The sequence below is a fragment of the Mesorhizobium sp. B2-7-3 genome, assembly GCF_006440715.1.
Classification (GTDB): Bacteria; Pseudomonadota; Alphaproteobacteria; order Rhizobiales; family Rhizobiaceae; genus Mesorhizobium; species Mesorhizobium australicum.
Genome location: NZ_VFTY01000005.1, coordinates 408,875 through 434,734 on the forward strand (window position 1 = coordinate 408,875; position 25,860 = coordinate 434,734).

The window sequence follows — 25,860 nt, forward strand, 5'->3', positions numbered from 1 at the left end:
GGCAACTCACCCTTGTTCCTGCATCCGTTTCGCGATCGCCCGGCGCAGATCCGGCGCCGCAGCGACAAGCGCCTTGGCCGCCTCTGATTGTGGCTGATCGAGCACTTCGCTCGTCCTGCCGCGCTCGACGATCTTGCCGTCATGCATGACAAGCACCTCATCCGTGATGGCGCGGGCGACGGCCAGGTCGTGAGTGATGAAGAGATAGGCGATGCCGAGTTTCTGGTTGAGTCCGGCGAAGAGGTCCAGGATCTGTGCACGAATCGAAACATCGAGCGCCGAGACCGGCTCGTCGGCGACAACGAGCTTGGGGCGTGTGATGATGGCGCGGGCGATCGACAGGCGCTGGCGCTGGCCGCCGGAAAATTCGTGCGGATATTTGTCCATGTCGCGTTGGTCGAGGCCAACCTCGTGCAGCGCATGCGCCACCATCTCGCGGCGCTCGGCGCGCGTCGGTTTTTTCTCCAGGACATGCAGGGGTTCGGCGACCAGTTTTTCGACCTTCTGGCGCGGATCGAAGGAGCCGTAGGGGTCCTGGAAGACAACCTGCATATCGCGCCTGGCCGGCTTCAGCTCGGCCTCGCTCCTGCCGGTGATGGGTTCGCCGCGAAAGCGGATCACGCCCGAACTCGGCCGGTCCAACGCCAGGACCATGCGGGCAAGGGTCGACTTGCCGCAGCCGGAGCGGCCGACCAGCGCCACCGACTGGCCCGGCGCCATCGACAGGGAGACATCGTCGACCGCACGTATGTCGGGCGCGCGCCTGAACAGCGCGATGCGGCGGCCGGGGTAGTCGCGGCTGACGCCCTCAACCTGCAGCAAGGGTTGGTCCATCCCGACACGATGAGGCTTGGCGCGCGCCGGAACATGCATCGAGGCCTGCGCCAGCTGGCGCGTATAGGGATGGAACTGTTCGGAGAGCGTGCGCGCCGTGTCGCCGGCGTCCATCACCTCGCCATGGCGCAGGATGGTGATGCGGTCGGCCATCTCTGTTACGACAGCGAGATCATGCGAGACCAGCAGCAGACCCATGCGGTTCTCCTCCACGAGATCGCGCAGGAGGTCGAGGATCTGTGCCTGCAGCACCACGTCGAGCGCCGTCGTCGGCTCGTCGGCGATCAGCAGCTTCGGCTTCAGCGCGCAGGCGATGGCGATGACGACGCGCTGGCGCTGGCCGCCCGACAATTCGTGCGGATAGCGCGACAGCGGGAATTTCGCTTCGGGCAGGCCGACGCGGTCGAGCATTTTTCGCGCCCGCTCCTCGGCGTCGGCACGGCTTGCCCTGGTGTGCCAGCGTATGCCTTCGGCGACTTGTTCGCCGATCGTCTTGACCGGATTGAGCGCCGTCATCGGCTCCTGGAAAACCATGCCGATGTCGTCGCCGCGCAAGGCACACATCTGGTCCTCGGTCGCGCCGAGAATATCGATGCCGTCGAATGTAATGCGCCCGGTGGCGCGTGCGGCATGGGGCAGGAGCCGCATCACCGTCAGCGCGGTCATCGATTTGCCGGAGCCGGATTCGCCGACCAGCCCCATCACTTCGCCGGGCGCGACGGAGAGCTCCATGTCTTTCAGGATCTGTGTGTCGCCGATGACCAGCGACAGATTATCGACTTCGAGCAGGCTCATCGCTGCCGCCGCGATTTCGGGTCGAGAATGTCGGCGATGCCGTCGCCCAGAAGATTCAGGCCGAGCACGGTGACGACGATCGCCATGCCGGGGAAGATCGCCATCCACGGCGCCACCACCATGCGCGTCTGGGCGTCGAACAGCATGCGGCCCCAGCTCGGCATCGGCGGCTGAGCGCCGAGGCCGAGATAGGAAAGCCCGGCTTCGGCCAGGATGCCCAGCGCGAACTGGATTGTGCCTTGCACTAGGAGCAGCGTGGCGATGTTGGGCAGCACGTGTTCGATCGATATCTGCGTGCTGCTCTTGCCGGCGGCGCGCGCGGCAAGGATGAATTCACGCGGCCAGACGGCCAGCGCGCCGGCGCGGGCGACGCGGGCGAACACCGGAATGTTGAAGATACCGATGGCTATGATCGCGTTGACGGCGCCCGGCCCGAAGATGGCTGTTATCATGATGGCCGACAGCAGCGCGGGGAACGCGAAGACGAGGTCGTTGATGCGCATCAGCGCCTCGTCGGCGAGGCCGCCGCGCGCGGCGGCGAAGGCGCCAAGCGGCACGCCGACACCCATGCCGATCCCGACGGCGACCAGCGCCACGGCGATCGAGTTGCGGGCGCCAACCATGATCATCGACAGGATATCGCGGCCGAAATGGTCGGTGCCGAACCAGTGCGCCAGCGAGGGACCTTGCGTCTTGTCCGCTATGACGAGCCTCGTCACATCGAAGGGTGTCCAGACATAGGAGACGACAGCCATCGCCAGGATCAGCACGGTGATGACGAAACCGGTAACGAAAGCGGTGTTCCCAAACGCCTTGGCCAGGATGCCGCGGAACGTCTCGTCGGGGATGTCGATGCGCAGCGTCATTGCCGGGTCCTCAGGCGGGGATCGACCACCGCATAGGAAAGGTCGACGACGAGGTTGACGGCAATGACGGCGGCGACCAGCAGCATGACGACGCTCTCGACGACGATCAGGTCGCGCTGGGTGATCGCCTGGAACACCAGCCGGCCGAGTCCGGGCAAATAGAAGACATTTTCGATGATGATGGTGCCGGCGAGCAGGAAGGCGAACTGCAGGCCAAGGATGGTCAGCACCGGGATCATGGCGTTGCGTAGCGCGTGCCGCCACAGCACGGCTCGATAGGGCAGGCCCTTGGCGCGGGCGGTGCGGATGTAATCCTCGTTGAGCACCTCGATCAGCGCCGAGCGGGTGACGCGCGCCAGGATCGCCGCTTGCGGCAAGGCAAGCGCCACCGCCGGCAACAGCAGCGATTTCAGTGCCGGCCAGGCGCCGGCGCCCCAACCAGGAAAACCACCGGCCGGGACCAGACGCAGCCAGACGGCGAAGACATAGATCAGCATCAGCGCGAACCAGAAATTGGGCACGGCAACGCCAAGCTGCGCGACGCCCATTGAAATCGTATCGCCGGCCCGTCCGCGCCGGCTGGCCGAAAACAGGCCGACCGGAATGGCGATCAAGGTGGAGAGCGCGAGCGCGATAAGCGCCAGCGGCAGCGAGACGGCCAGCCGTTCACGCACGAGATCGATGACCGGGACCGAGTAGGTATAGGAGCGGCCGAAATCGAGGGTGAGCAAGCCGCCGGCCCAGTGCAGATAGCGCAGTACGATCGGCGCGTTGAGGCCCATCTGGTTGCGCAAGAGTTCCACTTGGTCGGCACTGGCGTTCATGCCCAGCATCAGCCGCGCCGGATCGCCGGGGAGGATCTCCAGCACGGAGAACACCACCATCGAGGCAAGCACCAGCGTGGCTAAAGCGACGGCGAGGCGCTTGAGGAGGTAGGCGCTCATGGAAGGCGAGGAAGTGGCGCGCGCACCACGAACCTCACTCGCTCCACTTCACCTTGGTCAGGTCATTGGCCTGGATCGGCGCATTTTCCCACAGGCCTTGCAGCTTGGCGTCCCAGACACCGACCTTGGGCAATTCGTAGAGGAAGCCGACCACGGCGTCGTCGGCCAGGATCTTCTGCGCCTCGCCAAGCAGTTCCTTGCGCTTGGCCTCGTCGGAGGTGAGGTTGAGGTCGGCGATCACCTTGTCGAAGGTCGGATTGTCGTAGTTGAAGTAATAGTCCTTGCGCGCATAGATATCGATGTCGTTGGGCTCGGTATGGGAGACGATGGTCAGGTCGTAATCCTTCTTGGTGAACACCTGGTCCAGCCACTGCGCCCATTCGACCGGGATAATCTCCAGGTTGATGCCGACATCGCGAAGTTGCGAGGCGATGATCTCGCCACCGAGCCGTGCATAGCTGGGCGGCGGCAGTTTCAGCGTTGCCTTGAAGCCGTTCTCCAGCCCGGCCTCCTTCAGCAGTTCCTTGGCCTTGTCGACATTGTGCGGATAGAGGCCGGTGAGGTCGACATAGTCCTTGTTCGCCGGCGACATATGCGAGCCGATCGGCAGGCCAAGGCCGGCCGAGGCGCCGTCGATGATCGCCTTGCGGTCGAGCGCGTAGGAGATCGCCTGCCTGACCTGCAGCTTGTCGAAAGGTGGCTTCTTGTTGTTGATCGAGAGGATGGTCTCGCCTTCGGTCGAACCGATCACCACCTTGAAACGCGGATCGTCCTTGACCTGTGCGAGGCTGTCGGGATCGAAGAAGGGGAAAGCCTGGATGTCGCCGGACAAAAGGGCCGGCACATAGGCCGCGGCATCCGGCACGATGCGGAACTCGACCTTGTCGAGGAACACGGGAGCGCCCCAGTAATGGTCAGATTTGACCAGCGTGATCGATGATCCCTTGGCCCAGTTCTGGAACTTGAACGGGCCGGTGCCAACCGGATTTTCCTTGTTGGTGTCGGCGGATTTCGGCGACACCATCACCGCGTCGCCCCAGCCCATATTGTAAAGGAAGGATCCTTGCGGGTTTTTCAGCGTGACTTTCACCGTCGCCTGATCGATGACATCGACCTTGTCGATGGCCGCGAACAGGCCCTTCTGCGCGTTGACCGAATTGTCGGCGCGGGCACGGTCGAGCGAGAATTTCACGTCATCGGCGCTGAAATCGGCGCCGTCGTGGAATTTGACGCCGGTGTGTAGCTTGAAGGTGTAGACCTTGCCATCATCGGAAATGGTCCAGCTTTCCGCCAGATCAGGCAGCACCTCGCCATTGGGTCCGATCCGGGTCAGGCCCTCGAAGACATTGGCGTAGAGCACTTCCTTGATCGCCGCAGCGGCACCAGCGGTTGGGTCGAGATGCGGCGGTTCGAGCGGAATACCGATGACCAGGTCGGTTCGGGCCGCAAACGCGGATGTTCCAGCGGCCAATGCGAGAACCGCGGCGGCCAGAATGGTTTTCCACAATCTCATCGTGCAACTCCCCATGCGTTCAGGACACGTGCTCAAGCCGGGCGATAGAAGCGTGATTTCGCGTGGGAGTAAATTGCGTTTCGTGCTGCCAGGCGGGATGGCGGGGAATGTTTTTGCCGTGCCAGCCCTGTCGGCGGGCCGAAGCTTATCGCGATGCAGGCTTATCCCGTGGCCGTGCCGCGCAGCAGCACGTTCAGCCCGATCGCCATCACCTTGGCCGATTCCACCATGTCCGATATGCCAACCCACTCGTCCGGCCGATGGGCGAGGTCGAGAATGCCCGGGCCATAGGCGATGCAGTCGTGGATATGCCCGATGCGGGCGATGTGCTTCTGGTCGTAGGTGCCGGGCGAAATGACGTAGTCGGGCTCGCGGTCGAAGATCGCATGAATGCCTTGCGCCACCGCCTTGACGACGGGCGCGTCGCGCTCGGTCATCAGCGGCAGTACTTCCATCAGATCGCGGATCTCGTAGTCGAATTTTTTGCGCTCGCGCTTCAGCCGGTCGAGAATGCCGGTCACTTCGGCTTTGACGGTTGCCAGATCCTCCTCGAGAAGGAAGCGGCGGTCGATGGTCAGACGGCAGGAATCGGGCACGTTGGGCGAGGGCAGGCCGGGGCGGAAATCCTCGGTCTGGCCGCCATGAACGGAATTGATGTTCATGGTCGAGCGCCTGGCGCCTTCCGGCACCACCGGCATGCGCGTGACCTTGAGGTCGAGTGCCGGGAACAGTTCGTCCTCGAATGCCTGCAGCACCGCGCCCATATGGCGCACCGCATTGTCGCCGAGAAACGGCATCGAGCCGTGCGCGATTTCACCCTTGGTCTCGATTTCCGCCCACCAGACGCCGCGATGGCCGAGGCAGATGCGGTCCTTGTTGAGAGGCTCGGGAATGATGACGTGATCGACCCTGGGTTTCGAGAAATAGCCGAGGCCGGCCAGGTGGGCGACGCCGCCGAAGCCGCCGGATTCCTCATCGACCGTTCCCGAGATCTCGATGGCGCCCGGAAAGTCGGGAAAGACTTCCAAAAAGGCTTCGACAGCGATGATGGAGGCGGCGAGGCCGCCCTTCATGTCGCAGGCGCCGCGTCCATAGACCTTGCCATCCCTGACGATGCCGGCGAACGGATCGACGGTCCAGCCGTCGCCGGCTTCGACAACGTCGATATGCGAATTGAAATGGACGCAGGCACCAGGTGACCGTCCATCAAACCGCGCAACGACATTGATGCGCGGATAGCGATCGGTGTCGCCGGGCGTGCCGTCGGCGCGGATGAACTCGGTCTCGAAGCCGCTCTTCCTTAGCCGCGCACCGATATAGTCGGCGCATGGCCCGTAGGCTTCGCCGGGTGGATTTATGGTCGGAAAGCGGATCAGGTCGGCGGTCAGCGCCACCAACTCGTCGCGCCTGATGTCGATTGCCTTGAGGAGTCGCCCGTTCATGCCGCGAGTTGAGCAGCGATCCCAGTGGTTTTGCAAGCCCGTGATCAAACCCGTGCAACGTGTCGTTGTGGCAACTATCGCGGGAAATCGTTCAAATTCACTGCTTTGGATTGGCGAATTGGTCAAAGACTGTGTGTTATCTGTTCACCGCCATTAAAAAGGTGAAAAACAACGTGATGGCGAGCAGGCAAGGGCAATCAAAGGGGTTTGATCGCATGAAAATGTCATTTCTCAAGGCAGCAGTATTGGTCGTTGCGCTGTTTGGCGCATCGGCGGCAAGTCAGGCGGCCACATTGGTGGCGAACATCGACGTGTCGTCGCAGACGATGACGGTTCGTTATGGCGATTCTGTCTATAGGTGGGCCGTCTCGACCGCCCGTCCGGGCTATTTCACGCCGCGCGGCACCTACCGGCCGCAGCGCACGGCGCGGATGTGGTATTCGCGCAAATACGACATGTCGCCGATGCCGTACTCGGTGTTCTTTCGTGGCGGCTATGCCATCCATGGAACGGGCGCCGTCAGGCAGCTCGGCCGTCCGGCTTCGCATGGTTGCGTAAGGCTGCATACGGCCAATGCCGCGGCCTTCTATTCGATGGTCCGCGAAGTGGGCTTCGGCAATACGCGCATTGTCGTCACCAATTAGACACTTGAAGATTGTTGGTACTGGCTTTGTTTGCTGGCGGAGGAACTCACGTTCCCGCCAGCGGCTTGCTCATGTGTTTGAGACGGGAGCCGGCTTGGTGCGGTTTTTCCGCCGCCACTTGCTGATCTCCCACCTTTTGTGGAACCACATCCATTGGCCTGGATCCTCTCGGACCCAGCGCTCGACGACGTCGTTCAGCATCTGGGTGGTGGCGTGGACATCGACGCTGCCGTCGGCGGTACGCGGCAGCACCAACTTGTCCTCGATCTCGAGCCGGAAGCGGTTGCCCGGCAACCTGATACAACGCGCCGGATAGACGTCGCAGTCATAGTGGCGGGCAAGGGTGCCGAGCACGCGGTTGCTCTGACAGGGACGGCCGAAGAAGGTCGTGTCCAGGCCGTTGGAGAATTTCTGGTCGACGAGAACGCCGATATTGCCGCCATTCTCCAACACCCCCGCCAGCGCGAACGAGGCACCGGCCATCGAAGGCAGCAAGCCTCCCATGGTGGATCGCCTTGTCGAAAGGATGTAGTCGGCGAGGTAGGGGTTGTTGGGCGGCCGAAACAGCGCCGTGATGTTCATGCCGAAGGTCGCGGCCGCCACCGGCAGCAGCTCGAAATTGCCGAGATGGCCGGTGAAGACGATGTGCGGCTGCTTCTCGGCCGCGATCTCCACGAAATGCTCTGTTCCCTTGACCTCGATACGGCCGGACTTTCCGGCCGCTGGATCATAGTCGAACAGGGCGTCGAGGAAGATGTATTCAGCGGCAAGGCGGGCCATGTTGCCCCACATGTCGGAGGCGATGGCCCGGATTTCGTCCTCGCTCTTTTCCGGATAGGCCTTGCGCAGATTGTCGAGGGCGACCTGGTGGCGTCCGACCCTTGGACCGATGAGGCGTGCGGTGCGGTCGGCAAAATTCAGCGCGCTGTCGACCGGCAGCAGGCGCAGCAGCGACATGATGACCATCGCGAGACGCGCAACAAACCAGTAATTCACCTGGCGCAATTGTCTGCCATAGCGAAATTTCAGATCGCGGCGAAGCTTCTTGAGCACGGAAATCGAGGCTCTAGAGCATGATGCCGAAAAGTGTGAAGCGGTTTTCGGATGACATCATGCTCTATTCCTTGATTTAGAGGCGGATTCAGATTTCAGGTCAATTCGACCTGAAATCATCCGACTCTAGGCGACGCGCAGGATGATCTTGCCGAAAACGTCGCGGCCTTCCATGCGCTTCAGCGCGGCATCGATATCGTCGAAGCCGACCTCGGTGTCGATCACCGGAGCGACCTGTCCAGCGGCCATCTTCTGCATGGCGTTGGCCATGTTCTCCATCCGGCAACCGAAGGATCCGAGCAGTTTCAACTGCTGCTGGAAGAGCTGCATCAGGTTGATCTGAGTCGACACGCCGGAGGTCGAACCGCAGGTCACAAGGCGACCGCCGCGCTTCAGGCACAGCATCGAACCGGCAAAGGTGTCGGTGCCCACATGCTCGAACACCACGTCGACGCCTTTCTTCTTCGTCAGCTTGCGCACGACGCCCTCGAAACGATCGTCGCGGTAGTTGATGACATGGTCGGCGCCGAGCGCCTTGGCCTTGTCGATCTTGTCGTTCGAGCCGACCGTGGTGATGATCGTGCAGCCCATCCGCTTGGCCAGCTGGATGGCCGCCGAGCCGATGCCGGATCCGCCGGCATGGACGAGGATCGTCTCACCGGGTTCCAGCCTGGCATTGTCGAACAGCATGTGCTCGACGGTGCCGAAGGTAACGGGCGCCACGGCGGCCCCGATGTCGGTCACACCGGGCGGGGCGGGGACCAGCAGGCGCGCCGGCAGGTTGATTTTCTCCTGCGCGAATCCGTCGAGATGGAAGCCGTGAACGCCCGAAACATGCTCGCACAGATTGTCGCGGCCTTCGCGGCAGGCACGACAGAGGCCGCAGGTGCGCGCGCCGTAGATCGATACCAATTGTCCGGGCAGCAGGCTGGAAACGCCGGGACCGACCGCCTCTACCTCGCCGGAGGCCTCGGCGCCGACGACCAGCGGCAGCTTGCGCTTGGCGAAGGCCATGCCGCGCCAGCCCCAGACGTCGATGTGGTTCAGCGCCACCGCCTTGATGCGCAGCGTCACTTCGCCAAGCGCGGGAGGCGGCGGGGGTGGCAGGTCCACCGTTTCAAGGCGGCGGTCCTCGATAAGTTGCAGTGCGCGCATGGAGCCTGTCGGTTCTGTTAAGCGGAAAGGGCTCGCTTAGACCGGTTCCCGCGCCATGACAAGGCAAGTGTTCTGGCCGCCAAAGCCGAAGGAGTTCGACAGAACGGAGCGAACCTGCGCATCGCGCTTCTTGTTCGGCACGACGTCGAGCACGATCGCCGGGTCAGGATTGTCATAGTTGATGGTCGGAGGTATGACGCTTTCGCGCATCGTCATCAGCGAAAACGCCGCTTCGACAGCGCCCGCCGCCGACAGCGTGTGGCCGATCATCGACTTGTTGGACGAGATCGGCATCGAGCCGATGCGCTCGCCAAACACCGTCGACAGCGACAGGTGTTCCATCTTGTCGTTTTCCGGCGTCGAGGTGCCGTGTGCGTTGACATAGTCGATCTCGTCTTCGCCGAGACCCGCATCGGCAAGTGCGGCCCGGACAGCGGCAATCGCCGGCGACCCATCCGGCTTGGAGCGCGTGCGGTGGAAATCGTCGGCCTTTTCGCCACAGCCGCTGAGGATGCCGAGAACGGCGGCCCCACGGGCAAGCGCCGCCTCCAGCGATTCCAGCACCAGGGCGCCGGATCCCTCGGCCAAAACGAAGCCGTCACGGTCCTTGGAAAACGGCTTGGAAGCCTTTTCCGGATTGTCGTTGTGGGTGGAGAGCGCCGACAGCAGCGAGAAGCGGATCAGCGCCTCGGCGGTCGCCGAGCCGTCGGCGCCGATCGACAGCGCGCGGTCGCATTCGCCACGGCGGATCGCCTCGACGCCGAGCTGGATGGCGGTGGCGCCCGAGGCGCAAGCCGTCGAGAGCGTGATCGGCAGGCCACGCGTACCGAACCGGTCGGCGAGCCGGTCGGCGATCGAGCCGAACTGGGTGGTTTCGAAGAGATCGAGTTCCTTCAGGCCGCGCGCCACGCGCAGCAGCCTTTCGGCGCCGGAATCCTGCTTGTCGGAATTGTAGAGCGAAAAGCGGTCGTGCCAGTCGAGTTCGACCGGCGGCGAGGCGAGGAAGAGAGGGCCGCCGAAATCGCCGGAATTCAGGCCGGCTTCGCCGACAGCCTCCTGCGCCGCGGTTTCCGCCAGTTCATAGGTGAGGAGGCTTGCTCCCTTGGAGCTCGACGGCAGAAAATCGACCATGCCGGAGATCCGTGTGTTGAGGTGATCGACCGGAAAGCGGGTGATCGGGTGGATGCCCGACTTGCCCGAGGTCAGCGCGCCCCAATTGTCTGATTTGCCGACGCCGAGCGAGGTCACCACCCCGATACCGGTAACGGCAACGACGGGCCTGCCCATGTGATCTCTGAAATTGGCCATCCGGGAGCCCTCTTATCTCTGCAGTGCGTTCGCCAGACGCCGCCTCAAGCGGCGTTGACCAGCGCCACGCCCTCGAATTGGTGATAGCCGATCGCCGTTGCAAGGACGCTCGCGGGAATGCCTTCAAACGGCTTTTCGGCCGTGGCGTCAAAGACAGGGTAGGCGGCCTTGCGGTCGACCGCGAGTGCCGCCAGCGCTACGGCGAAGGGAAACTGCGCTTCCTTCATGTGCCCGGTCAACGTTGTAAAACCGCGCGCCGATATCGCCGGATTGGCGTCGAGCGCCGCCTTTTCGGCCGATGTTGCCGCATGCGCGCCCGATGCTCCCGACATGGCGAGCAGCTTGCCGTTCGGCAGCAGCGCCCGTTTGAGCAGGAGAGCGATCTCGGCGTCGAGTTCTCCGCGCGCGCGCCTGGCGCGGCCGGAGACGACGGGGCCGAGTTCAGCGTAGATCTTGCGTCCGCGGCTTGCCGCGTGTTCGCGCTGCTCAAGCACCAGGAAGGCACCGCCGGAACCTGAGACCACGCCGCCGCCCTCGGCGCCCTGCCTTTGCCAGACGGGCTTCCACGGGCCGCGATGCAGGTAACCGGCCAGCTCGTAGCCGAGCAGCATGTCGGAATGTTCCGTCTGGAAGGCGCCGCCGACCAGGATGTGCGTCGACTGGCCGGAGCGAATGCGCGCGGCTGCCGTCTCGACGGCGGCGACGCCAGCGCCTTCCTCGCCCATGAAGGTCCTGGACGAGCCGGTCACCTTGTGGACGATGGAGATGTTGCCGGCGAGCAGATTGGAAAGCTGCGCCAGGAAAAGCGTCGGTCGCAATTCGGTGGTCAGCTTCTCGTTGAGCAGCACGTCGCGGTCGTTGCGGTTTTCCGAAGCGGCTAGAATGTCGGCGTCGACCGCTTCGTCGCGCTCGCCGCCGCCGGCCGCCACAACCATGTCCATGGTGGTGCAGAGTTCGTCATTGCCCTTGATGCCGGCGTCGTCGAGCGCGAGGCCCGCTGCATAGGTGCCGAGCCTCTGCCATGTCTCCATCTGCCGCTGATCGCCGCGCTTGGCGATCTGCAGGTTCCAGTCGATCTCGGGCAGTGGATGAACCGTGTAGGGCGCGAAGCGCCCGGCCTCGAGCACCGGCTCCCGGCCCGGTTGCGCCAGCTTTTGCCAATGGGCGTCAGGACCTTCCCCCAGCGAGGAAACAAGGCCGATACCTGTGATGACGACGTCGTGGGGGCTGCTCATGAGCGGCTTTGTGGGTCAGGTGACGGAGCGCGTCAAGTCACGCGCCCTGATGACCTCAGGCGGTCTTGGCGGCAACCAGCGCGTCGATCTTGGCGCACAGGTTCTTCATGACGAAGTAATCGTCGGTCGAAGCCTTGCCGTCATTGACTTCCTGGGTCCACTTTTCCAGCGGCACCTTTATGCCGAATTCCTTGTCGATGGCGAACACGATGTCCAGGAAGTCGAGGCTGTCGATGCCGAGATCGTCAATGGTGTGGCTCTCGGGCGTGATGGTGTCGATATCGATCTCGCTGGTGTCGGCAATGATCTTGGCGACTTTGTCGAACGTTGTAGACAAGGGGCTTTTCCTTCTTTGCGGGCGGAATCTGTCCGCATTCGTTTGGGCGCTGTCTAATCGGTTTTTCCCGGCAGGAAAAGGCCTGTTAAGCCGGGCGCAGATGGGTAGGATGCCCAGGAAACGCAAGAAGGGCCGCCGGTCGACCCGGTGGCCCTTCCGTTGACGCTACGTAAGCTCAGCTGTCGCGGAGCTTGACAAGGTCGTTCAGCAGCCCGCCCGTTCCGTTGTGGACGGTCAGTCGCTCGACCTTGCCGGCGATGGTTTCCAGAGCTTCGAGCTCCTTCAGCCGCAGCATCACCGGGTTCTCCGCCATCACCTTGGCCGTGTTGAGCAGGGAACGCGTGGCGTTCGTCTCCTCGCGGCGGCGGATGACGTTGGCCTCGGCCTGCTTTTCGGCCGAAACCACCTGGTTGAGGATCTCGCGCATCTCACCCGGCAGGATGACATCCTTGAGCGTGATATCGCTGACCTCGACCCCGATCTCGGCCATGTCGGCACGGACCTTGGCCGCCGCTTCCTCGTCGACCGTCACCTTCTTTTCGAGGATCTGGTCGAGCGTGAGCGCGCCCAGCGTCTTGCGGAACGCGTACTGCAGGGCGCGGTAGAGGGACTCGGAGAAGTCCTTCACCGCGCTCACCGCCTTGACCGGATCGATGACCCGGTATTCGGCCGCGATGTTGACGCGGATCGTGACGCGATCCCTGGTCAGCACTTCCTGCCCGGCGACATCGAGCGACTGGCGCTTGAGGTCGACGACCTTGATCTGCACCATCCGTCCGACGTTCCAGAAGCCGTGCACGCCAGCGGCAAGCGTCCGCACAAGGACACCGTCGATGAACAGCAGCCCGGCCTGGCCGTCGACAACCGGGTGAACGGACATCAATTCCGCCTTCCGGGCCTGGCCGAGCCGGCGCATGACAGCCGGATCGATGGCAAGATCGGCCGAGGTGTCGATCACCGTCACCTTCCACGGTCCGGCATCGGTCCACAGTACCAGCTTACGGTCGGGGGCCTGCACGGAATGCAGGTTGCCGTCACGCTCGATGACGGCAACTTCCGTGCGCCCCGTGCGCACGACGGTGAAATGACGCGCGGCCACGTCCGGGAGCTTGTCGAACAACGCCTTCTCGTACGCCGAAACGAATTCCGGGCTCTTCAGATCGTGCCGGGACACCTCAAGGCTCTGGTTCCGGTTGGCGAGCCAGTGCTCACCCGGCAGCAGGACAGCCTTGATCTCTCCCTTGTAGAGAGTGAGGGCACGTTCGTTTTCCCTAACGAGGACGCGCTCGCGCCCAAGAACTGTATCGAGAATAGTCATTGTCTTACTCCTGTCGGGCATGGCCCCATGCGAGGCGTCACGTCATGCGTCGATCTTCCCTTCGTTTCTCGTTTCGCTTCCAATTCCGGACACGAATGATCCGGGGACTGGTGGCATCGATGCGCGGCGGGCCTGCGGGAGCGGATCGCGGGGCAGCGAAGCGGGCGCCGGAGGCGAGCCTCCCTTGCCGGCGACACTGCGCCTTGACCATCACCGCGAGCCTGGCCGCGAGCCGATGGCATCGGACCTTTCGATACGTCCTGGCCCGAAGGCCTCGGCCGTCCGTCACGTCTTCAGCATTCCAGTCCCCGGACCGTTTCAGATAACACCTGGCAGGGTGCTGGCTTATCGAGCCAATGGAGGAGGAATCGAACCTTCGACAATCAGATTATGAGTCTGATGCTCTACCAACTGAGCTATCCGTGGTGCAGACGACGGGACTCGAACCCACAACCTCCGGATTATGTCCGGCGCTCTCCCAGTTGAGCTACATCCGCGATCCCAATCCCCAAAGCGGCGCCGTATACAGGGCGGCAAAGCCGTCTGCACGGGCGGAGACGAAAGCTCCAACCGTTGTGCTCGCTTCGGTTTTCGTGACCGGGAGCGCGCCTATAGCCCCTGCGACGGGTTGTCGCAAGCGACATTGTCGTGCCGAATTCGCGGCTTCTTTCGGCGGTGGCATTTCGGCAACACTCATTGCCGCGCCCGCGTTCGGGAGCAGTTGTCTCAGAAGGTGACGCGGCCGAGTACGCGCAAGCCGTCGCCTTGCGGCTCGACCACCACTGCTTCGCCTTCGCGCGGCGACACGCCGGTCAGCGCCACGATGTTTTCGAGATGGGTGACCAGGACCAGATTGTCGGAGCCGGAATAGGCGCGGATTTCCTTCATGATGGCGGCGATCTGCGCTGCTTTCTGCGCATCGTCACCCTTCAGGAGATCGAGCGGTGCGAACAGCTCCGGCTCGGCCTCGAAGGCGGTGCGCGCGGTGTCGAGGCAGCGGCAATAGCGGCTGGACAAAATGCGCTCGATGGGAGCCGCGCGGGCGGCAAACAGGGCGCCGATCTTGCTTGCCTGCTGCTTGCCGCGCGCCGATAGATTGACCTGGGTGGCGCAATTGCCGATGTCGAAATTGGCCGGGTCGGTGGTGCCGGTGACCATAGCGTGGCGCAGCAGCACGACATGGCCGCCATCGCGCAGCAGCGCCCAGCCGGCGTCCGTCGCGTGCGCGGCGGCGGGGACGACAAGCAGGAACAACGCCAAGGCTAACCGGATCATCGCCACCCTTCCATGCTCCCGTGTCGGGCTCCAACCATTCGCATATAAGGATTGGAAAGCAGGCACAAAGACAAGCCGGGCGTCAGCCGCGTCTCAAGCCTCACTTTTTGGCGAGCTGCTGCTTCACCAGATCGATCACCGAGCGGAACTCGGTACCTTTCATCGCCGCGAGATGATGCGGCAGAGCCGCCGCGTAGGGCTGTTTTCACCAGCGGCGCCATACATCGCCGAACGGTCGGTTCCGCGGCGAAGCCGATCACAATGCCGAGGCTCGCATCGGCCTTTGCCCGTTGCCGAGGGCCTTGGCGCCGCGCACCGGTTCCAGCCCGCCAGCTCCGATCGGCTCGGCCGAGGCGGTTTGGCGCGCGCCGCACGATGGCATCGGCAGGAAACGGATTGGTGCGGCAGGCATCGAGCAGCATGATCGGGCGCGATTGCGCCGCGACCGTGGCTCGCCTATCCCTGAAAAATGTCTCCGCTTACCGAAACCGTCCTGTTCGTCTTCAGTCTTGTCGCGCTCGGCTATCTCGCCGGGCTCACGGGCTATTTGAGACCGGCGAGCGGCGAGGCAATATCCGACTTCGCGGTCTCGGTGGCAATGCCGCTGCTCCTGTTCCAGACCATGGTCAATGCCGATTTTCATGGCGTGGCGCCATGGCCGCTATGGGGTGCCTATTTCACCGCCGTGGCGATCACCTGGGCCGCCGGCCATGTCGTCACCACGCGGATCTTCGGTCGCGATGCGCGCGCCGGGGTCGTCGGCGGGGTGTCGTCTGCCTACTCCAACGTCGTGCTGCTCGGCGCTCCCTTCATCCTTGGCATATTCGGTCCGAGCGGCTTCGAAGTGCTGTCGCTGCTGGTCTCGGTGCATCTGCCGATCATGATGATGGCTTCGATCGTGCTGTTCGAGATGTTCGGGCGCGGCAGCGGCGAACACGTGCATCCCTTGCGCGTTATCAGAAGTTTCCTCAGGCGGCTGTTCATGAATCCGCTGATCATCGGCATTGTCCTGGGGCTGGCATGGCGGCTCAGCGGCGTGCCGCTGCCTGGTCTCGCCATGCGCCTGGTGGATGCATTGGCCGATACGGCCGGGCCGGTGGCGCTGTTTGCCATGGGGCTCAGCCTGCGCCGCTTCGGGATATCAGGCAATGTCCGGCCGGCGCTGGCGCTTTCGGCGCTCAAACTGTTCCTGATGCCGGCACTGGTTCTTGCCTTCGTCTGGCTGCTCGGCCTGCCGCCCTTGACCGCCAAGGTGGCGGTCGTGGTGGCGGCGCTGCCCTCCGGCATCAATTCCTATCTCATCGCGGTGCAGTTCAACACCGGCCAGGCGCTGGCATCGAACCAGATGACCATCGCCACGGCCTGCGCGGCGATCACCACCGCTTTCTGGCTGACGGTTGTCCTGCATGTTTTCGGATAAGGTTGGCGACGCCGTACGCCAACGCGCTCTCGTCTTGTGCTGGTCCAACCCCTATATGCCATCTTGTGATTGCTTGCGGGGCTTTCCCTAGGTTAAGAGCAATGGCTCCAGCGCGCGGCCCTGCCTGCGCTTTACCGAAGACATCCAGATAGCGGCCCGTGAGCGCCGAACGGAGGCTAGACCATGCTTCAGAAAACCAGCCATTTCATGCGGCAGGCCAATCTCATCAACGGCGAATGGGTGCAGGCCGACAGCGGCCAGACGGTCGATGTGAACAATCCGGCTACAGGCCTCAAGATCGGCACCGTACCGAAGTCGGGCAAGGCAGAAACTCGCCGCGCCATCGAGGCCGCCGATGAAGCTTTCAAAACCTGGCGCAAGACGACCGCGCTCGAGCGCTCGAAGCTGCTGCGCAAGCTTCATGACGCGATGATGGACAATCAGGACGTGCTGGCCGAACTGCTCACCATCGAGCAGGGCAAGTCGCTGTTCGAATCCAAGGGCGAGATCGGTTCGGCTGCCGCCTACATCCTGTGGTTCGCCGAAGAAGGCCGCCGCACTTATGGCGATGTCGTGCCCTCGCCATGGGCGGACCGCCGCATCCTGGTGACGAAAGAACCAGTCGGTGTCATCGCCGCCATCACGCCGTGGAATTTCCCCTCCTCGATGCTGGCCCGCAAGCTCGGTCCCGCACTTGCCGCAGGCTGCACCGCCGTCGTCAAGCCGGCCTCGCAGACGCCGTATTCCGGCCTTGCCTGGGGGGCGCTTGCCGAGGAAGTCGGCTTTCCCAAGGGCGTCGTCAACATCCTGACCGGCGCCGCCGGTGAGATCGGCGACGAGATTTGCGCCAATCCGCTGGTCAAGAAGATCACCTTCACCGGCTCCACCGAAGTCGGCAAGATCCTGATCCAGAAATCGTCGGTGACCGTCAAGAAGGTATCGATGGAACTCGGCGGCAACGCGCCGTTCATCGTTTTCGACGACGCCGATATCGAGCGTGCCGTGGCCGGCGCGATCACTGCCAAATATCGCAATTCCGGCCAGACCTGCGTCTGCACCAACCGCTTCCTGGTCCAGGCCGGCGTCTATGACAAGTTCGTCGAGAAACTCGCCGCGGCCAGCAACGGGCTGAAGGTCGGTTCCGGCCTGGAAGAGGGCGTCCAGCAGGGGCCGCTGATCGACGAGAAAGCGGTCGAGAAGGTCGAGGAGCTGATTGCCGACGCCACGGCAAAGGGCGGCAAGGTCGTCGCCGGGGGCAAGCGCCACGCGCTCGGCGGTTCGTTCTTCCAGCCGACGGTCATCGCCAACGCGACGCCGAAAATGCGCTTTATGAAGGAAGAGATTTTTGGGCCGGTCGCACCCGTGTTCAAGTTCGAGACCGAGGAAGAGGCCGTGGCGCTCGCCAACGACACGGAGTTCGGCCTTGCCTGCTACTTCTACACCGGCGATCTCGGCCGCGCCTTCCGGGTCATGGAAGGCCTGAAATACGGCATGGTTGGCGTCAATGAAGGGCTGATCACCACACCTGAAGCACCGTTCGGGGGCGTCAAGGAATCCGGACTTGGCAAGGAAGGCGGACATCAGGGCATCGAGGATTACCTCGATACCAAATATGTGTGCATCGGCGGCCTCGGCCTCTGATAGGCTAGTCCGGAGGCAGGCTCGTACACCTGCCTCGAGGCTGAAGAACCAGCCGAAGTCCTTTGGATCCACTGACGTTTGCGGGCATGATGATGAAGGACGGCGAGGTTTTCGGCACGACGCAGGCAGGCGAACCGGTCCGCCGCTTCACGATCAGGGGCGGCGGCCTCACCGCCAACATCATCGGGCTCGGCGCCATCGTCCAGGACCTGCGCCTGGCCGGGCATGACGCGCCGCTGGTTCTCGGCTACAGCACTCTGGAAGCGTATGAGACAGATACTGCCTTCTTCGGGGCGGTGGTTGGGCGCTACGCCAACCGCATCGGCGACGCTCGTTTCACAATTGGCGGCAACCGCTATCAGACCGAGCGCAACTTCCTGGACAAGCATACGCTGCATGGCGGCTCGCAAGGCTATTCCCACCGGCCATGGACGGTTTCGCTGCATGGCAGGGACTTCGTCACGCTGACGCTGCATGATCCCGATGGCGCGATGGGCTTTCCCGGAGCGCTCGACGTTACCTGCACCTACCGGCTGAAAATTCCCGGCACGCTCAGCGTCGAACTGACGGCGACCTGCGAGGAGCCGACGCCGTGCAATCTCACCCAGCATTCCTATTTTAACCTCGACGATGGCGGTGCCGGCGACATTCTCGACCATAGGATGATGCTGAACGCCGGCGCCTATCTGCCTGTCGACGGCGACATGATCCCGACCGGCGTGGTCAAGCCGGTCGACGGCACGCCCTTCGATTTTCGCCAGGCGCGGCCGCTGCGCATGGAGACCGAGGGCGAACAGTTACCCTACGACCAGAATTTCTGCCTGGCCGCGGCGCGCGGTCCGCTCAAGCAGGCAGCTTGGGTGCAAGGGGCGAGTTCCGGCATCGAGATGGAAGTCTGGACCACCGAGCCCGGCGTCCAGCTTTATACCGGGCAATATGTGACGCCACGCACCGGCCTGGAAGGGCGGGGTTACAAGGCCTTCAGCGGCTTCTGTCTGGAGCCGCAGATATGGCCCGACGCGCCGAACCGGCCGTATTTCCCGCAGGCGACGCTATGGCCTGGCGCGATCTACCACCACGTGACGGAATATCGGTTCCGGCAGGGCTGACTTTTTCAGGACTGGCCGAACGCCGCCCGTAGCGTCTCGAACGGCGCCAATGCGCCGCGGACCTGCACGACGGCGGCGGCGACGCGGTGCGCACGCTGGACAGCGTCCGCCGGGGCAATCCCGCCAAGCCGTGCGGCGAGATAGCCGCCGTTGAAGGAATCGCCGGCACCGGTCGTGTCCACGGGCGCAGGCACGTGGATTGCGGCGACCTCCCGCAGCGCTCCACCCTTGCCAATCAACGCCGGTGCCTCGCCGTTCTTGACCACGACCTCCTTGACCAATTGCCCGAGGCGCTCGGCGGTCGCCTGCGGTGTGTCATCGCCGAACAGCATCTGCTCGTCCGGGAACGTCGGCAGCGCGATGTCGGTAACCGCAAGCGCCCGGGCAATCGCTGCTTGCGCGTCCTCGCGGTTACGCCAGAGCCGCGGCCGATAGTTGGGATCGAAGGCAATCAGCGAGCCCGCCGCGCGCGCCTTTGCCACTGCGGCCAGCAGCGTCTGGCGCGCGGCCTCATCGAGAATTGCCAAAGTGATTCCGGAGAAGTACACAAGCGCCTGATTTTCCAGGTTTTTCGCCAGTGCCGCCGGGTCCGAGGCGAGCTGCCTGGCGGCGGCGTCGCCGCGCCAGTAGGTGAAGGAGCGCTCGGCGCCGGTCAGCGCGATGGCATAGAGGCCGGGGCGCGCGCCCGGTATGACCGGACTGGAGCCGATGCCGATGCCGTTTTCGGCTAAGAAGTCGATCTGGCCCTGCGAGAAAGGGTCGTCGCCGAAGGCCGAGACATAGGTTGCCGGCCGGTCAGCGCTTAGGGCATGCAGCGCCCACAGCGTGTTGAACGTGTCGCCGGCAAAGCCCATGCGCCAGTTCGGCCCGGTCTGGCCCGACAGTTCCAGCATGCATTCGCCGATCGAGGCGACGCCGTTTCCCACCATCTGCAATCCTCCAGTGCTTTCGGTGCTGTAGCTTTTTGCCGAACGCAGCGCCATGCTTGGCAAGCAGGCTTTTTTCCGCCACAGCGTTTTCCCACAGGCTGGCGGGATGCGATCCGCCCGGCAGGACGTTATCTGCGAAAGAGGAACCGGTTTGGCATCGTTATGGCGTTATCTCCTGGCAGGTCTTGGTCTGGCTGCTTTGCTGGTCGGCGTTCTCGCGGCCGTTTATCTGACCGCGCCGCATTCGGCACAGCCCGCCGGCCCGGATGTCTCGCGGACGAAAAAAACCGACAACGGGTTGTACGTAGCGAGTTTCGTGCCGGAACGGGGCGTCGTGCGGCAGGGCGAACTGGAATCCTGGCTTCTGACGCTGAAGACAAAGACGGGGGCCTCGGTGGAGCGAGCCGCGATTGCCATCTCCGGTGGCATGCCGCAACACAATCACGGTCTGCCGACCAGCCCGCAGGCGACCGACTATCTAGGCGAGGGACGCTACCGCATCGAAGGGGTGAAATTCACCATGAGCGGCTGGTGGCAACTGCGTTTCGCCATATCGTCCGGCGCGGGCTCCGACACTGTGCTGTTCAACGTGGTGCTGTGAGCGGTCGATGAGGCGCTTTTTCTGCTTTTTGGCACTGACGGTGGCAGCCATCCTTGCCGGTTGCGGCAAGCCGGATTTTTCCGATGCCGAGAAGAAGACGATTGCATCGCTCGCGCTGAATACGCTGCCGGCGCTGAAGCCTGATACCACCAACCGCTTCGCCGATGAGCCGGCCGCGGCGGCGCTCGGCTCGACGCTGTTCTTCGACGTCGGGATGAGCCGCGACGGTACGGTGTCCTGCTCGACCTGCCACAAGATCGACCGGCAGTTCCAGGACGACCTGCCGCAGGCGGTCGGAGTCGGCCACACCAACCGGCGCACCATGCCGCTGGCCGGCGTGGCGCGCGACCCCTGGTTCTTCTGGGATGGACGGCGCGACAGCCTGTGGGCGCAGGCGCTGACACCGCTCGAAAACCCGTTGGAACAGGCGGGAAACCGTGCTGCCTACGCGCATTACATGAAGGCGCGTTTCGGCGAACGCTATGAGCGCATCTTCGGGCCATTGCCTGATTTGTCCAGCATTCCGCCAAATGCCAGCCCGCTTGGAAGCGATGCCGAAAAAACCGCCTGGAACGCGATGAGCGATGCGCAGCGCGACGCAATCAACGGCGTCTATGCCAATATCGGCAAGGCGATCGCCGCTTTCGAACGCTCGATCGAGCCGGCACCGACACGCTTCGACCGCTTTGCGCTGGACCTTGCGACAGGCGCCGAGCCGAAAGGCGATGCCGTCTTTTCCACGGAGGAAATCCTTGGGTTGAAACTGTTCGTCGGCAAGGCCAATTGCGTGAGCTGCCACAACGGCCCGCGCTTCAGCGACAACGGTTTTCACAACACGGGTGTACCGCCTGCTGCCGGCCTGCCGGCGGATCGTGGGCGCGTCGATGCGGTGGCCCAGGTCAAGGCCGACCCGTTCAACTGCTTCGGAGCCTATCGCGATGGCGAGGCCAGTGCCTGCGGCGAGCTGCGCTTCATGGTCAAGGATGCGCCGGAACTTGTGCGCGCCTACAAGACGCCGTCGCTGCGCGGTGCGGCGACGCGGCCGCCTTACATGCACGCCGGGCAGTTTTCATCGCTCGACGAGGTCGTCGCTCACTATGCCAAGGCTGCGCCAAGCGTCGAGGGCAGTTCTGAAATTCACCCGCTGGAGCTCTCGGACCGCGAGCGCGCCGCACTGGTGGCGTTCCTGAAGACGCTATCGGAATAGGTTACCTGTCCTTGACCGTCTCCATCGCCACGAAGGTCGAGGTCTGGGCGACGTGGGGCAGGGCGGAGATGCGCTCACCGAGCACGCGGCGATAGGCGGCGATGTCCTTCGTGCGGACCTTAAGGAGATAGTCGAAGCTCGACGCCATCATGTGGCACTGCTCGATTTCCGGCACGGCTTGTACGGAGCGGTTGAAGGCATCGAGCGCGGCGGATCGGGTGTCCGATAATTTCACCTGCACGAAGGCGACATGGCCTTCGCCCATGCGTTCGCGGTCGATGATCGCCTGGTATCCCCTGATATAGCCGTCCTTCTCCAGCCGCTTCACCCGCGCCTGCACCGGTGTCTTCGACAGGCCGACCTTGACCGCCAGTTCCGACATGGAAAGCCGGCCATTGCCGGCCAGTGCCGACAGGATGTTCCTGTCGATGCGGTCCAATTGATCTTCTGTCATCGAAACTGCAGCCCGAATGAGCAATTTTTCGGCAACATGATAGATCAATTGAGCTGCCCTGTCGATTTTTTCAGACCGCCTGAAATCTGGCACTTGTGCTAGCTTGCGCCATTCGGTCCGGTGACCGCCGGCCCGTTCCCTTGTGCTTGCTCATAGGACCGCCATGCCGCTCGACGCCATCCGCCAGCAGATCCGCGCCAATTATTTGCCCGACGAAGACGCAGCGGTTAAGCGATTAGCCGAGGCGGCCGGGCTTTCGGCCGGAGACCGTAAGGCGATCTCGGCGCGTGCGGCCGACCTGGTGCGGGCGGTGCGCGGTTCGTCCGATCCCCGGCTGATGGAAGTCTTCCTCTCGGCCTACGGCCTCTCCACCAAGGAAGGCGTGGCGCTGATGTGCCTGGCCGAGGCGCTGCTGCGCGTACCCGACACAGAGACGATGGACGATCTCATCGCCGATAAGATCGCGCCGCACGACTGGTCGGCGCATTCGGGCGGTTCGAGTTCGATCTTCGTCAACGCCTCGACCTGGGCGCTGATGCTAACCGGCCGCGTGCTCGATGAAGGTGAGGGCGGTATCGAAGGCACGCTGCGTTCGATGGTGCGCCGGCTGGGCGAACCGGTCATCCGCAAGGCAGTGGCCGCCGCCATGCGCGAGATGGGCGAGCAGTTCGTGCTTGGCCGCACGATCGCGGAAGCCGTCAAGCGCGGCCGGCCAATGACGCAGAAGGGTTACCTCTACTCCTTCGACATGCTGGGCGAGGCGGCCCGCACCGAGGCGGACGCGCTGCGCTATCACAAGGCCTATGCCGACGCCATTTCCTCGCTCGATGCTGGCTCGAACGGGCCAGATATCCGCCAGAACCATGGCATCTCCGTCAAGCTTTCGGCACTGCATCCCCGCTACGAAGAAGCGCAAAAGGAAGAGATGCTGCCTGTGATGGCCGAGCGGCTGTTGTCGCTGGCCCTGGCCGCACGGCATTCGCGGATGGGGCTCAACATCGACGCCGAGGAGGCGGATCGTCTCGACCTGTCGCTCGACGTGATCGAGCGGGTGCTGGCCGAGCCGGAACTCGCCGGCTGGAACGGCTTTGGCGTCGTCGTGCAGGCCTATGGTCCGCGCGCGGCTTTCACCATCGATTGGCTCTATGCCCTGGCCAACAAGCATAATCGCAACATCATGGTCCGGCTGGTCAAGGGTGCCTATTGGGACACGGAGATCAAGCGGGCGCAGACACTCGGGCTTGCCGGTTATCCCGTGTTCACGCGCAAGGCCAACACCGACGTCTCCTACATGGCTTGCGCGAAAAAGCTGCTTGGCATGACCGACCGCATCTATCCGCAGTTCGCCACCCATAACGCGCACACCGTCGCCGCCATCCTGTCGATGGCTGACAGTCGCGACACCTTCGAATTCCAGCGCCTGCATGGCATGGGCGAGGCTTTGCACGAAACGGTGCGCAAGGCCGAAGGCACGCGTTGCCGTATCTATGCGCCGGTCGGCGCGCATTCGGACCTGCTGGCCTATCTGGTCCGCCGGCTCCTGGAAAACGGCGCCAACTCCTCCTTCGTGCACCAATTGACCGACGAGGAGGTCGAGCCGGAGGATATCGCACGCGATCCGCTGGAAACGGTTGAAAGCCAGGGTCCCGCCGCCAATCCGGCGATTGCCCGGCCTTCCCAGATCTTTGGGATCGGGCGCCGCAACTCGAAGGGATTCGACATCACCGACACGGTGACGCTGGCGGCGATCGAGCAGGCCAGAGCGGCATTTGCGGGTCCCGATCGCTGGCACGCCAAGCCGATCACGCGCGCCGCCGGCTACGGCAAGCAGCGCCCGATCCTCAATCCGGCAAAGCCTTCCGAGGTGGTCGGCACGGTTCACGAGGCCGCCGCCAAGCAGGTCGCAACCGCCGTGCGCATCGCTGTCGAGGCGCAGCCGGCGTGGGCAAAACGCCCGGTCGCCGAGCGTGCCGCTATCCTCAACCGTGCCGCCGATCTTTACGAGGCCAATGCCGTCGAGTTCTTCGCGCTCGCCACGCGCGAGGCCGGCAAATCGCTGGCCGACGGCGTCGCCGAAGTGCGCGAGGCGGTCGACTTCCTGCGCTATTACGCCACCGAGGCGGCGAACGCCGAAACGGGCACGCAAGCGCGCGGCGCCATCGTCTGCATCTCGCCGTGGAATTTCCCGCTCGCCATCTTCACCGGCCAGATCGCGGCAGCACTTGTCACTGGCAATTCAGTGATCGCCAAGCCAGCCGAGCAGACCCCGCTGATCGCCTTCCGCGCCGTCGAGATGCTGCGCGAGGCCGGCGTGCCGGAAGACGTCATCCAACTCCTGCCCGGGGACGGCCCGTCGGTCGGTGGTCCGCTGACAGCGGACCCGCGTATTGCCGGCGTCTGCTTCACCGGCTCGACCGAGGTCGCCAAGCTGATCGAAAAGCAATTGGCCGAGACCGCGGCGCCGGACGCCATGCTGATCGCCGAGACCGGCGGCCTCAATGCCATGATCGTCGATTCCACGGCACTTCCTGAGCAGGCGGTGCGTGACATCCTCGCGTCGGCCTTCCAGAGTGCCGGCCAGCGCTGCTCGGCGTTGCGCGTGCTCTATGTCCAGAAAGACGTCGAGAAGAAGATGCTGGAGATGCTGAAAGGCGCCATGGAGGCGCTCAATGTCGGCGATCCCTGGCGGATTTCGACCGATGTCGGTCCGGTGATCGACGATGACGCGCAAAGTTCGATCCGCGATTATTGCACGACGATGGGCCTGCAGGGCCGGCTGATCGCTAAACTTGAGGCGCCCAAGGATGGCCGCTTCGTCGCGCCGCATGTCTTCCGGGTCAAGGGCATCGAGGAGATGGAGCGCGAAGTGTTCGGTCCGGTGCTGCACGTCGCGACCTTCGACGCCGACCAGATCGACAGCGTCATCGCCGCCATCAACCGCAAGGGCTACGGCCTGACCTTCGGCCTGCACACCCGTATCGAGGGCCGGGTGCAGCATTTCGTCGACGGCATCCATGCCGGCAACATCTATGTCAACCGCAACCAGATCGGCGCTGTCGTCGGTTCGCAGCCATTTGGCGGCGAAAGCCTGTCCGGCACCGGGCCAAAGGCCGGCGGGCCGCACTATCTCAGGCGTTTCCGCAAAGGGCCTGAAGCGGGCACGGAAGTCGGCGAAGGCCATAAGGTGACGGCGACCGAACTGGCCGACAATCTGCCCGATCCCGCTCTCGGCGGCTGGTCGACGCGGCCGGACCGGGTCGCCATCCTCAGGAAGCATCTTCGCGGCAAGGGCGCGGCCGCGATCGGTGCCGCCGCCAGCATTGATTTCGGCCAGGTCGATCTGCCCGGGCCGACCGGCGAGGCCAACACGCTGTCGCTGTCGCCGCGCGGCCGGGTGCTGTGCTTGGGGCCGGACGGCGACACGCTGCTGGCGCAGACCATCCAGGCGCTCGCCGCCGGCAATGCGGTGCTGGCTGTTGCGCCGGGTGCACCGGCGGCGCTCTCGGCATTGACCGGCAAAGGCCTGCCGCTGGCGGCCATCGACGGCCGCCCCGATCCTGTCGAGGCGCGCTCGCTGCGCGTCGATGTGGTTGCTTTTTCAGGCACGCCCGAGGCGGCGCGCATCGTGCGCAAGGTCATCGCCGAGCGCAGCGGGCCGATCGTCCCGCTGGTCAGCGAGGTGCTTTATCCGGCGGCTTATGCGCATGAGCGGGCGGTCTGCGTCGACACGACCGCCGCGGGTGGCAATGCCAGCCTCTTGGCCGCCGCATAGGTCGGCAT

21 protein-coding genes and 2 tRNA genes are annotated in these 25,860 nt (G+C 63.8%); 7 read left to right on the forward strand and 16 right to left on the reverse strand.

Annotated features, from left to right (window positions below; translation table 11 throughout):
• Window positions 1-6 precede the first annotated feature (6 nt).
• The 5 genes from FJW04_RS14530 to FJW04_RS14550 form a co-directional block, all read right to left on the reverse strand.
• The gene (locus FJW04_RS14530; RefSeq protein ID WP_140714874.1) at window positions 7-1,629 is read right to left on the reverse strand and encodes a dipeptide ABC transporter ATP-binding protein; all 1,623 of its coding nucleotides are present in this window, start codon (window positions 1,627-1,629) and stop codon (window positions 7-9) included.
• Complete coding sequence (locus FJW04_RS14535; protein WP_140615978.1) at window positions 1,626-2,495, reverse strand: ABC transporter permease; 870 nt, start codon at window positions 2,493-2,495, stop codon at window positions 1,626-1,628. The genes FJW04_RS14530 and FJW04_RS14535 overlap by 4 nt, the downstream gene beginning before the upstream one ends.
• Window positions 2,492-3,439, reverse strand: a complete 948-nt coding sequence (locus FJW04_RS14540) for an ABC transporter permease (RefSeq protein ID WP_140714876.1) — start codon at window positions 3,437-3,439, stop codon at window positions 2,492-2,494. The genes FJW04_RS14535 and FJW04_RS14540 overlap by 4 nt, the downstream gene beginning before the upstream one ends.
• 34 nt (window positions 3,440-3,473) lie before the next feature.
• A complete protein-coding gene (locus tag FJW04_RS14545) occupies window positions 3,474-4,952 on the reverse strand; it encodes an ABC transporter substrate-binding protein (protein ID WP_140714878.1) in 1,479 nt (492 codons plus the stop codon).
• A 161-nt stretch (window positions 4,953-5,113) separates the two neighbouring features.
• The gene (locus FJW04_RS14550) at window positions 5,114-6,394 is read right to left on the reverse strand and encodes an acetylornithine deacetylase/succinyl-diaminopimelate desuccinylase family protein (protein WP_140714880.1); all 1,281 of its coding nucleotides are present in this window, start codon (window positions 6,392-6,394) and stop codon (window positions 5,114-5,116) included.
• A gap of 215 nt (window positions 6,395-6,609) precedes the next feature.
• Between FJW04_RS14550 and FJW04_RS14555 the strand changes: the two genes are divergently transcribed.
• Window positions 6,610-7,038 (forward strand): L,D-transpeptidase, encoded by a 429-nt coding sequence (locus FJW04_RS14555; protein WP_140714882.1) that lies wholly within the window; start codon window positions 6,610-6,612, stop codon window positions 7,036-7,038.
• A 69-nt stretch (window positions 7,039-7,107) separates the two neighbouring features.
• Here the strand turns inward: FJW04_RS14555 and FJW04_RS14560 are convergent, their stop codons facing one another.
• From FJW04_RS14560 to FJW04_RS14600, 9 genes are all read right to left on the reverse strand, one after another.
• Window positions 7,108-8,091: a lipid A biosynthesis lauroyl acyltransferase gene (locus FJW04_RS14560; RefSeq protein WP_181171093.1), complete on the reverse strand. Its 984-nt coding sequence runs from the start codon at window positions 8,089-8,091 to the stop codon at window positions 7,108-7,110.
• Window positions 8,092-8,217: 126 nt separating this feature from the next.
• Window positions 8,218-9,246, reverse strand: coding sequence for a zinc-binding dehydrogenase (locus FJW04_RS14565; RefSeq protein WP_140714884.1), 1,029 nt, complete (start codon window positions 9,244-9,246; stop codon window positions 8,218-8,220).
• A gap of 36 nt (window positions 9,247-9,282) precedes the next feature.
• The gene (locus tag FJW04_RS14570; protein WP_140714886.1) at window positions 9,283-10,554 is read right to left on the reverse strand and encodes a beta-ketoacyl-ACP synthase; all 1,272 of its coding nucleotides are present in this window, start codon (window positions 10,552-10,554) and stop codon (window positions 9,283-9,285) included.
• A gap of 44 nt (window positions 10,555-10,598) precedes the next feature.
• Entirely contained in the window at window positions 10,599-11,789 is a 1,191-nt protein-coding gene (locus FJW04_RS14575; RefSeq protein ID WP_140714888.1) for a beta-ketoacyl-ACP synthase, read from the reverse strand.
• A gap of 55 nt (window positions 11,790-11,844) precedes the next feature.
• A complete protein-coding gene (locus tag FJW04_RS14580; protein WP_010909964.1) occupies window positions 11,845-12,126 on the reverse strand; it encodes an acyl carrier protein in 282 nt (93 codons plus the stop codon).
• 175 nt (window positions 12,127-12,301) lie between these two features.
• Window positions 12,302-13,444, reverse strand: coding sequence for a slipin family protein (locus FJW04_RS14585; protein ID WP_181172937.1), 1,143 nt, complete (start codon window positions 13,442-13,444; stop codon window positions 12,302-12,304).
• A 357-nt stretch (window positions 13,445-13,801) separates the two neighbouring features.
• Window positions 13,802-13,866, reverse strand: a tRNA-Met gene (locus tag FJW04_RS14590).
• Window position 13,867: 1 nt separating this feature from the next.
• Window positions 13,868-13,941, reverse strand: a tRNA-Tyr gene (locus tag FJW04_RS14595).
• A gap of 229 nt (window positions 13,942-14,170) precedes the next feature.
• Window positions 14,171-14,719 carry a histidine phosphatase family protein gene (locus FJW04_RS14600; protein ID WP_015317470.1) on the reverse strand — a complete coding sequence of 183 codons (549 nt, stop codon included), beginning with the start codon at window positions 14,717-14,719 and terminating at the stop codon, window positions 14,171-14,173.
• 469 nt (window positions 14,720-15,188) lie between these two features.
• On the opposite strand from FJW04_RS14600, the gene FJW04_RS14610 reads away from it, so the two are divergent.
• The 3 genes from FJW04_RS14610 to FJW04_RS14620 all read left to right on the forward strand — a co-directional run bounded on the left by FJW04_RS14610 (window position 15,189) and on the right by FJW04_RS14620 (window position 18,889).
• Entirely contained in the window at window positions 15,189-16,139 is a 951-nt protein-coding gene (locus tag FJW04_RS14610; protein WP_140714890.1) for an AEC family transporter, read from the forward strand.
• Between the two features lie 183 nt (window positions 16,140-16,322).
• A complete protein-coding gene (locus FJW04_RS14615) occupies window positions 16,323-17,780 on the forward strand; it encodes an NAD-dependent succinate-semialdehyde dehydrogenase (protein ID WP_140661079.1) in 1,458 nt (485 codons plus the stop codon).
• An 86-nt stretch (window positions 17,781-17,866) separates the two neighbouring features.
• Complete coding sequence (locus FJW04_RS14620; protein ID WP_140616499.1) at window positions 17,867-18,889, forward strand: aldose epimerase family protein; 1,023 nt, start codon at window positions 17,867-17,869, stop codon at window positions 18,887-18,889.
• Between the two features lie 5 nt (window positions 18,890-18,894).
• Here FJW04_RS14620 and FJW04_RS14625 read toward each other — a convergent pair whose 3' ends face one another.
• Entirely contained in the window at window positions 18,895-19,818 is a 924-nt protein-coding gene (locus tag FJW04_RS14625; RefSeq protein ID WP_140714892.1) for a sugar kinase, read from the reverse strand.
• Between the two features lie 151 nt (window positions 19,819-19,969).
• On the opposite strand from FJW04_RS14625, the gene FJW04_RS14630 reads away from it, so the two are divergent.
• Window positions 19,970-20,419, forward strand: coding sequence for a FixH family protein (locus FJW04_RS14630; RefSeq protein WP_041163818.1), 450 nt, complete (start codon window positions 19,970-19,972; stop codon window positions 20,417-20,419).
• A gap of 7 nt (window positions 20,420-20,426) precedes the next feature.
• Window positions 20,427-21,626 (forward strand): cytochrome c peroxidase, encoded by a 1,200-nt coding sequence (locus FJW04_RS14635; RefSeq protein ID WP_140714894.1) that lies wholly within the window; start codon window positions 20,427-20,429, stop codon window positions 21,624-21,626.
• A gap of 1 nt (window position 21,627) precedes the next feature.
• Here FJW04_RS14635 and FJW04_RS14640 read toward each other — a convergent pair whose 3' ends face one another.
• Window positions 21,628-22,080 carry an Lrp/AsnC ligand binding domain-containing protein gene (locus tag FJW04_RS14640; protein WP_015317477.1) on the reverse strand — a complete coding sequence of 151 codons (453 nt, stop codon included), beginning with the start codon at window positions 22,078-22,080 and terminating at the stop codon, window positions 21,628-21,630.
• A gap of 163 nt (window positions 22,081-22,243) precedes the next feature.
• Here FJW04_RS14640 and putA point away from each other — a divergent pair, with 163 nt between their 5' ends.
• Window positions 22,244-25,852, forward strand: coding sequence for a bifunctional proline dehydrogenase/L-glutamate gamma-semialdehyde dehydrogenase PutA (putA, locus tag FJW04_RS14645; RefSeq protein ID WP_140714896.1), 3,609 nt, complete (start codon window positions 22,244-22,246; stop codon window positions 25,850-25,852).
• The last annotated feature ends 8 nt before the right edge of the window (window positions 25,853-25,860 follow it).